Genomic DNA, 7,263 nt, shown 5'->3' on the forward strand with positions numbered 1-7,263 from the left:
GGCGCATCCGCCGCTCCTCCCAGGCGAGCACCGACTCGTGCGCGCCGAGCCGGGTGAGCAGGGCGCCGATGGCGTCCCCGTCCCGTACGACCACGCGGTCCACGCCGCGCACCTCGCGGGCCTTGGCCGGGATGCTGAGCCGGCGGGCGGCGCCGACCAGGGCGAGGGCCGCCTCCGGACCGGGGCAGGTGACCTCCAGCGAGGAGGAGCGGCCGGGCTCGGTCAGCGAGCCGTGCGCGAGGAAGGCGCCGCGCCAGGCGGCCTCGGCGTCGCAGGTGGCGCCGGAGACGACCTGCGGGGGCAGCCCGCGGATGGGCCGGCCGCGGCCGTCGACCAGGCCCGTCTGCCGGGCCAGTTGCTCACCGCCGGCGACCACGCGGACCACGTACCGGCTGCTGCGGCGCAGCCCGCCCGGAGCCATGACGATCATCTCGGAGCCGTGCCCGAAGATCTCCAGGATGTCCTTCTTCAGCCGGCGGGCGGCGACCCCGGTGTCCAGCTCGGCCTCGATCACGATCCGGCCGCTGACGAGGTGCAGCCCGCCGGCGAACCGCAACGTGGAGGAGACCTCCGCCTTGCGGCAGCACGTCCGGGTCACGGGGAGCCGCGAGATCTCGTCCTTCACCGCTGCCGTCATCGCCATGGCCCGATCCTTCCATGCATCCGAAAAATACGGTCGTACGCGGCGGCCAGCAGCTCCGGATCGTGCCGGGGAGTCCCGTCGGTCCGCGCCACCGGCGCCAGCTCGACCGAGCCCTCAAGCTCTTTCGCAGCCTCGCGCAACCCGTCGCGCTCTGCCGCACCGGGCACTGCATCCTTGTCGGCCAGCACCACGTCGAGGGCGAGTTTAGGGGCGTGTCGTCGCAAAACCTCCAAATGACGCCGTGGGGAAAATCCGTCCGTTTCCCCGGGCTGCGGGGCGAGGTTCAGGGAGAGGACCTTGCGGGCCTTGGTCTCCACCAGGGCCTCGCGCAGGTCGGGCACCAGCAGGTGCGGGATGACGGAGGAGAACCAGGAGCCCGGGCCGAGCACCACCCAGTCCGCCTCCCGGACGGCCTCGACGGCGGCGGGGACGGCCGGCGGGTCGGCGGGCACCAGGTGGACCTGCTGCACCTCGCCGGGGGTGAGGGCCACCGTGGCCTGGCCGGCCACGGTGGTGACCTCCTCGGGCAGCTCCGGCGCGTGGCCGCGCACGTCGGCGCGCAGCTCCAGGGGGACCGCGGACATGGGCAGCACGCGGCCGTGCGCGCCCAGGAGCGTTCCCACCAGGTCGAGGGCCGCGACATGGTCGCCGAGCTGCTCCCAGAGCGCGACGATGAGCAGATTGCCGACGGCGTGGTCGTGCAGCTCGCCCTGGCTGGTGAAGCGGTGCTGGATGACGCGGGACCAGGTCTGGCCCCAGTCGTCGTCGCCACAGAGCGCCGCCAGCGCCTTGCGCAGGTCACCCGGCGGCAGCACGCCCAGCTCGGCGCGGAGCCGGCCGGACGAGCCGCCGTCGTCGGCGACCGTGACGACGGCGGTGAGATCGCCGGTGATCCGGCGCAGCGCGGCGAGGGAGGCCGACAGGCCCATCCCCCCGCCGAGCGCGACCACCTTCGGCTGCGAACCGGGTCTGCGGGCGCCCCGGCGGCGCAGCCGGAGGTTCCGGCCGCCGGCGATCCGGCTCACTCGCGCCCCATGTCCCGGTGGACGACGACGGTCTCGATGCCGTCCGAGGCGAGCCGGCGGGCCAGCCGCTCGGACATCGCGACGGAGCGGTGCTTGCCGCCGGTGCAGCCGACGGCGATGGTCACGTACCGCTTGCCCTCGCGCCGGTAGCCCTCGGTGACCAGGTGCATCAGCTCCGCGTAGCCGTTGAGGAACTCCTTGGCGCCGGGCTGGTTGAACACGTACTGCGCGACGTCCTCGTTCAGCCCCGTGAACTGGCGCAGCTCGGGGACCCAGTGCGGGTTCGGCAGGAAGCGGCAGTCCACCACCAGGTCGGCGTCCACGGGCAGGCCGTACTTGTAGCCGAAGGACATCACCGTGGCGCGCAGCTCCGGCTCCTCGCCGCCGGCGAACTGGGCGTCCATCTTCGCGCGCAGCTCGTGCACGTTCAGGCTGGAGGTGTCGATCACCAGGTCGGCGTCGCCGCGCAGCTCGCGCAGCAGGTCGCGCTCGGCGGCGATGCCGTCGAGGATCGTGCCGTCGCCCTGCAGCGGGTGCGGGCGGCGCACGGACTCGAAGCGGGCCACCAGCGAGTTGTCCGACGCCTCCAGGAAGACGATGCGCCGGGGGACCTGCTTCTCCTTCAGGTCGGCCAGGGACTCCTTCAGGTTGTCGAAGAAGCGCCGGCCGCGGACGTCCACGACGACCGCGATCCGCGCCACGTTCCCCTGCGAGCGGGCGCCCAGCTCCACCATGGTGGGGATGAGGGCGGGCGGCAGGTTGTCCACGACGAACCAGCCGAGGTCCTCCAGGCACTTCGCGGCGGTGCTCCGGCCGGCGCCCGACATCCCGGAGATGATCACCAGCTCGGGGATGCCCGCCTGCCCGGAGTCACCCGTCTCGCCCGGCCCGGGGGCCAGGTCACCCGTGGTCACGGCGGTCTCGTCGGTCTCGTCGGTCTCGTCTGTCCCGTTGTCGTTCATCGCTCTGTCCCCCGGTCCTCACTCGTCCATGATCTCTCCGGTGGCGGTGTTCACCGCCGGCGCGGCCGGTGCCGCCTGCGCAAGGGTCGCGGCGATATTTTCGGCCGTCTTGCGGCCGATGCCGGGAACCTCACAGATTTGATCAATAGTCGCAGCTCTGAGCCGTTTCACCGAACCGAAGTGCTTCAGCAGCGCCCGGCGGCGGCTCTCCCCCAGCCCCGGCACGTCGTCCAGCGGCCCGGCCTTCATGCTCTGCGCCCGCTTCTTGCGCTGGTAGGCGAGGGCGAAGCGGTGGGCCTCGTCCCGTACGCGCTGGAGCATGTACAGGCCCTCGCTGCTGCGCGGCAGGATGACGGGGTCGTCGCTGTCGGGCAGCCAGACCTCTTCGAGGCGCTTGGCCAGGCCGACGACGGCCACGTCGTCCACGCCCAGCTCGCCGAGGGCCCGCTTGGCGGCGGCGACCTGCGGCTGCCCGCCGTCGACGACCACGAGCTGGGGCGGGTACGCGAACTTCTTGGGCCGACCGGTGTCCGGATCCCGCCCGGCCGGTCCGCCGGCATCCGCGTCCACGTCTGTGCCTGTGTCCACGTCCGCGTTCGCACCCGCGTTCGCACCCGCGGCCGCGGCCCGGCCGCGCTCCGCGGCGGCCTCGGCCTCGGGGTCGCCCCACTCCCCCGTCTTCTGCTTCTCCTGCACGTACCGCCGGAACCGGCGGGTGATCACCTCGTGCATCGCGCGCACGTCGTCCTGGCCGGTGAAGCCCTTGATCTCGAAGCGGCGGTACTCGCTCTTGCGGGCGAGGCCGTCCTCGAAGACGACCATGGAGCCGACGACGTCGTCGCCCTGCAGGTGGGAGATGTCGTAGCACTCGATGCGCAGCGGCGCGGAGTCCAGCTCCAGCGCCTCGGCGATCTCCTCCAGCGCCCGGGAGCGGGTGGTCAGGTCGGAGGCGCGCTTGGTCTTGTGCAGGACGAGGGCCTGCTGCGCGTTCCGCGCGACCGTGGCGAGCAGGTCCTTCTTGTCGCCGCGCTGCGGCACCCGCAGGTCCACCCGGGCCCCGCGGCGCTCGGTCAGCCACTCCCGTACGGGCCCGGCCGGCTTCGGCAGCGCCGGGACCAGCACCTCGCGCGGGATGCCCTCCCGCTCGTCCCCGTAGAGCTGCTGGAGGGCGTGCTCCACCAGCCCGGCGGTGTCGACGGCCTCCACCCGGTCGGTGACCCAGCCCCGCTGGCCGCGGACCCGGCCGCCGCGGACGTGGAAGATCTGCACCGCCGCCTCCAGCTCGTCCTCGGCCAGGGCGACGAGGTCGGCGTCGGTGGCGTCGGCGAGGACGACCGCGTTCTTCTCCATGGCGCTCTTCAGCGCCCCTATGTCGTCCCGCAGCCGCGCGGCCCTCTCGTACTCCATCTCCTCCGCGGCCTCGTGCATCTGCCGCTCCAGCCGCTTCAGGTACGTCCCCGTGCGGCCCGCCATGAAGTCGCAGAACTCCTCGGCCAGCTCCCGGTGCTCCGCGGCCGTGACCCGGCCGACGCAGGGCGCGGAGCACTTGCCGATGTACCCCAGCAGGCAGGGGCGGCCGATCTGCGCGCTGCGCTTGAACACCCCGGCGGAGCAGGTCCGCACGGGAAACGCACGCAGCATCAGGTCGACGGTCTCGCGGATGGCCCACGCGTGCGCGTACGGCCCGAAGTAGCGCACGCCCTTGCGCTTGGGCCCGCGCATGACCTGCACCCGCGGATACTCCTCGCCCAGCGTCACGGCGAGGGACGGATAGCTCTTGTCGTCCCGGTACTTGACGTTGAACCGGGGGTCGTACTCCTTGATCCAGCTGTACTCCAGCTGGAGCGCCTCGACCTCCGTGGCCACGACGGTCCACTCCACCGACGCGGCGGTCGTGACCATCGTGCGCGTGCGCTGGTGCAGCCCGGCGAGATCCTGGAAGTACGACGAGAGCCGCTGCCGCAGGCTTTTCGCCTTGCCGACGTAGATGACCCGGCCGTACTCGTCCCGGAACCTGTAGACCCCCGGAGAGTCGGGAATCTGCCCGGGCTTGGGACGGTAACTGGACGGATCGGCCATGGTCCCCACCCTACTGTCGCCCACTGACGGCGGACCGCTTGTCCACAGCCGTGTACCGAGCCCGCGACAGTCCGGTGACATCCGCCGCTCAGCGCGGCCCGGCGGGCTCTGCCCCTGCCCCTGCCTCAGGCACATCGAAGGAGAAGGTGCGCCCGATGTGCGCCAGCCTCTCGGAGTACGAGTCAAGGAGGTAGACCGACGGCGTGGCGAGGGTGACGTACACGCAGTAGCCGCTCGGCGCGGGAATGATCAGCTGCAGCGCCGCGAGCGGGAACACCCTCCCCTCCGGGCGCTCCGCGTCCGCCAGGGTGAGCGAGTGCAGCGAGGTGGACATCACGCCGGGCCGGCAGGGCAGCTTCACCGCGAGCAGCATGTCCTGGCTGCCCCGCACGCCCTTGCCCGCCTCGAAGTCCAGCCCCCGCAGCCCGGCCTCGCCCGCGAACAGCTTCGTCTCCTTGGCCCGGTAGAGGGCCTCGGCGACGAACAGCGGGTCGTCTGAGCCGTCTCGCCCTCCCGTACGACTCTGCGGACTGTACCGACGAGACCCCTCAGGGCTTCCAGATCTCCCGGGGCGGGGTTGAACCCCAGGGTGGGGAAATCCGCTTCCTGCGTCATCGGGCGTCCTTTCTGCACATGGCCGCTCTGGGTTGGAGGAAGCTATCCACAGTGGGTCCGGTTCCGCTCCCCCGGACGAACTCGCGCGAAGACCGGGGCGGCAGATTTCGTCGGGGAGGCTCGTGTGGCGGTGCAGCGGGAATTCGACTCCTTCCTGCGCAGTGCGCGGGATGGCAGCGCGACCCATCTGCTACGGAGCCCGTGGATCTCCCGGCGGAAACTGGCGTCCTTCGCCTACGTCGCCGAGCAGTACGGCTACCGCTACGATGGCATCGTCTCTCTCTCCCCCCCGCGGCCTCCGCCGTTACCGTCGCCCTCCGGCGCCTGCCGGACGCCGCCGTCCGGGCGGACCGCACCGCTCGGGCACACCCGAACGCGCACCGCGGCGGCCGGCTCCCGGGCATGCGCCCGGGCCGGCGGCGGCTGGTGCCCCTCCCGGAAGCCGGTCCCGAAGTGGACCTGGTGTTCGCGCGGTTCCTCCTGGACGCGACTGACGCCGCCTGCGTCAGGAAGCGCAGGCGGCACGTCGTCGTCACGATGACCGTGTGGATCGTTCTCGTCGCGGTGGTCGCCGCCTTGTACGCGGACTCCGTACACACGTATCTGGAGGCGGTCCTCGTCATCGACGGCAGCGTCGCGGCGATCCTGGCCGGTGCGTACGCGCTGGGGAAGGTCACCACGCGGCGCTCCCGGGAGAGGTCGAGCCGATTGCTGGCGGAGGCGGGCGTCGTCTGACCGCCGGACCGCCCGCCCGGCCGCCGAGGGCGGATACGCTGAGAACATGTCGTTTCTGCGATTCGCCTTTGCCGAAGTCAAGGAAATGGTCTCGGCCCTCGAATCGAGCGGGGGCCGTATGAAGGGCGCTTCGAAGGAGATGTTGCACGCCGATACCGCCCACTTCGGGCACGAGGGATTGCAATCGGCCTGCGACGACTTCGCGGACTCCTGGAACTACGGCTTTGGCCGGCTGTCCAAGATGACCAAGGACATCTCGAAGTTCGCCGACAAGTGCGAGAACGGGTTCGACGGGCTGGACAAGAAGCTCCGCGACGAACTGGTAGAGGCCACGAAGAAGTAGCGCGGCACCGCGGGCACGACGCGGGCGGCGGGGCAGGGGGTTACGGGCGTCGCCTCCGGCCGGCGGGCGGTCATACTTGACGCATGATCGTGGTTGGTGGAGAGGCTTTGATCGATCTCGTGCCGGCCGGTGGCGGGGGTGCGCTGCCCGCGCTGCAGCCGGTGCGTGGCGGTGGACCGTACAACACGGCCGTGGCGCTGGGGCGGCTCGGGGCACCCGTGGCGTTCGCCTCGCGGGTGTCGACGGACGCCTTCGGGGCGGCGCTGATGGCCGGGCTGGAGACGGCGGGGGTCGACACCGGCCTCGTCCAGCGGGGCGCCGAGCCCACGACGCTCGCCGTCGCCGACATCAGCCCGGACGGGTCCGCGGGCTTCCGCTTCTACGCCGAGGGCACCGCCGACCGGCTGTTCCGGGCGCCGGACGCGCTGCCCGCGCAGGTGCGGGCGCTGGCGGTGGGGACGTGCTCGCTGGTGCTGGAGCCGGGGGCGACCGCGTACGAGACGCTGCTGAAACGGGCCGCCGCGGACGGGGTGTTCACGCTCCTCGACCCGAACGTCCGGGCCGGGCTCATCACCGACGCCGACGCCTACCGTGCCCGCTTCCGCTCCTGGCTGCCGCACGTGGCGCTGCTGAAGCTGTCGGTGGAGGACGCGCAGTGGCTCGCCGGCGGGCGGCCGTGGGCCGAGGCGCTGCCGGAGTGGCTGGCGGCCGGTCCGCGGGCGGCGGTGCTGACCCGCGGCGGCGAGGGGCTTACGGCGGTGCTCGCGCAGGGCCTCACGCGGTACGACGTGGCCGCGCCGCCCGTCGACGTCGTCGACACGATCGGCGCGGGCGACACCGTCAACGCGGCGCTGCTGCACT

8 protein-coding genes are annotated in these 7,263 nt (G+C 72.2%); 3 read left to right on the forward strand and 5 right to left on the reverse strand.

Annotated elements, in window-relative coordinates:
* From whiA to H5J30_RS12250, 5 genes are all read right to left on the reverse strand, one after another.
* Positions 1-643: DNA-binding protein WhiA (whiA, locus tag H5J30_RS12230; RefSeq protein WP_181787459.1), on the reverse strand; the 643-nt coding region annotated here is incomplete at its 3' end.
* A complete protein-coding gene (locus tag H5J30_RS12235) occupies positions 634-1,668 on the reverse strand; it encodes a gluconeogenesis factor YvcK family protein (RefSeq protein WP_181787460.1) in 1,035 nt (344 codons plus the stop codon). The genes whiA and H5J30_RS12235, both read right to left, overlap by 10 nt.
* The gene (gene rapZ / locus H5J30_RS12240) at positions 1,665-2,630 is read right to left on the reverse strand and encodes an RNase adapter RapZ (protein WP_181787461.1); all 966 of its coding nucleotides are present in this window, start codon (positions 2,628-2,630) and stop codon (positions 1,665-1,667) included. Before rapZ ends, H5J30_RS12235 begins: the two co-directional genes overlap by 4 nt.
* A gap of 18 nt (positions 2,631-2,648) precedes the next feature.
* Entirely contained in the window at positions 2,649-4,709 is a 2,061-nt protein-coding gene (gene uvrC / locus H5J30_RS12245) for an excinuclease ABC subunit UvrC (RefSeq protein ID WP_181787462.1), read from the reverse strand.
* Between the two features lie 88 nt (positions 4,710-4,797).
* Positions 4,798-5,100 carry a hypothetical protein gene (locus H5J30_RS12250; RefSeq protein WP_181787463.1) on the reverse strand — a complete coding sequence of 101 codons (303 nt, stop codon included), beginning with the start codon at positions 5,098-5,100 and terminating at the stop codon, positions 4,798-4,800.
* Positions 5,101-5,777: 677 nt separating this feature from the next.
* Between H5J30_RS12250 and H5J30_RS12255 the strand changes: the two genes are divergently transcribed.
* From H5J30_RS12255 to H5J30_RS12265, 3 genes are all read left to right on the forward strand, one after another.
* Positions 5,778-6,059: a hypothetical protein gene (locus H5J30_RS12255; protein ID WP_181787464.1), complete on the forward strand. Its 282-nt coding sequence runs from the start codon at positions 5,778-5,780 to the stop codon at positions 6,057-6,059.
* 139 nt (positions 6,060-6,198) lie between these two features.
* A complete protein-coding gene (locus tag H5J30_RS12260) occupies positions 6,199-6,402 on the forward strand; it encodes a hypothetical protein (protein ID WP_258563272.1) in 204 nt (67 codons plus the stop codon).
* A gap of 83 nt (positions 6,403-6,485) precedes the next feature.
* Positions 6,486-7,263: carbohydrate kinase family protein (locus tag H5J30_RS12265; RefSeq protein WP_181787466.1), on the forward strand; the 778-nt coding region annotated here is incomplete at its 3' end.

Source organism: Streptomyces phytophilus (assembly GCF_013870535.1).
Taxonomy (GTDB): Bacteria; Actinomycetota; Actinomycetes; order Streptomycetales; family Streptomycetaceae; genus Streptomyces; species Streptomyces phytophilus.

What these genes read in the sequence shown, in the direction of transcription:
- rapZ (WP_181787461.1), bottom strand. Translation starts at nt 2,630, where the DNA reads ATGAACGACAACGGGACAGACGAGACCGACGAGACCGACGAGACCGCC.
- H5J30_RS12260 (WP_258563272.1), top strand. Translation starts at nt 6,199, where the DNA reads ATGTTGCACGCCGATACCGCCCACTTCGGGCACGAGGGATTGCAATCG.
- uvrC (WP_181787462.1), bottom strand. Translation starts at nt 4,709, where the DNA reads ATGGCCGATCCGTCCAGTTACCGTCCCAAGCCCGGGCAGATTCCCGAC.